Source organism: Romboutsia sp. 13368 (assembly GCF_018336475.1).
Lineage (GTDB): Bacteria > Bacillota > Clostridia > Peptostreptococcales > Peptostreptococcaceae > Romboutsia.
On the sequence record NZ_CP048741.1, the window covers coordinates 2,058,989 to 2,060,035 of the forward strand.

Annotated in this window: 1 protein-coding gene; it reads right to left on the minus strand. The window is 28.6% G+C overall.

The window, feature by feature from the left end; all coding sequences use genetic code 11:
- Nucleotides 1-1,047 (minus strand): preprotein translocase subunit SecA (locus G3997_RS08530; protein ID WP_442971279.1); only part of this gene is annotated, 1,047 nt, incomplete at both ends.

Consider the following 1,047-nt stretch of genomic DNA (forward strand, 5'->3'; position numbering starts at 1 on the left):
TTATATATTATTTCATTTATATGCTCAGATATATCTTCTCCATTTATAACTTTATTTCTATCTGTGTATATTAATTCTCTTTGTTTGTTTATTACGTTGTCATACTCTAATACATTTTTTCTTATACCAAAGTTTTTCATTTCTAATGCTTTTTGAGAAATCTCTATTGTCTTTAATAGTTTTTTATCTTTTATTTCTTTATTATCACCTAGTTTTTCTGCTATCTTTTTTGCTTTAGAGCTTCCATAGAATTTCATTACTTCATCTTCTAAACTAACATAAAATCTTGAAGTTCCTGGATCTCCTTGACGTCCAGAACGCCCTCTTAACTGATTATCTATTCTTCTATTTTCATGACGTTCTGTTCCTATTACATATAGTCCACCAAGTTCTTTTACTTTTTTCTCTTCTTCTTTATCTCCACCACCTAAAGATATGTCAGTTCCTCTTCCTGCCATATTAGTTGCAATAGTTATTGCGTTTAGTTTTCCTGCTTCAGCTACTATTTGTGCCTCTTCTTCATCATTTTTAGCATTTAGTAGCTGGTGTTTTAATCCTTTTTTATTAAGTAAGTAAGATAGTATCTCTGATTTTTCTATTGATGCAGTTCCTACTAATATTGGTTGACCCGTTAAGTGTATATTTTCTATAACATTTAATATTTCTAAAAACTTTGCTTTTTCAGTTTTATATAGTTTATCTTCTAAGTCTTTTCTTATAACTGGTTTATTTGTTGGTATTTGGATTACAGGTAGATTATAAGTTGACATAAATTCTTGTTCTTCTGTTTTTSCTGTWCCTGTCATTCCCGATAATTTTTTATACATTCTAAAGTAGTTTTGGTATGTTACTGTTGCTAAAGTTTTAGACTCATTTTTTATTTCTACACCTTCTTTAGCTTCTATTGCTTGATGAAGTCCTTCTGAAAATCTTCTTCCTTCCATTACTCTTCCTGTAAATTCATCAACTATCATTACTTCATTATCTTTTACTACATAATCTATATCTCTTTGCATAAGTATATCTGCTCTTAATGCTTGTATTATA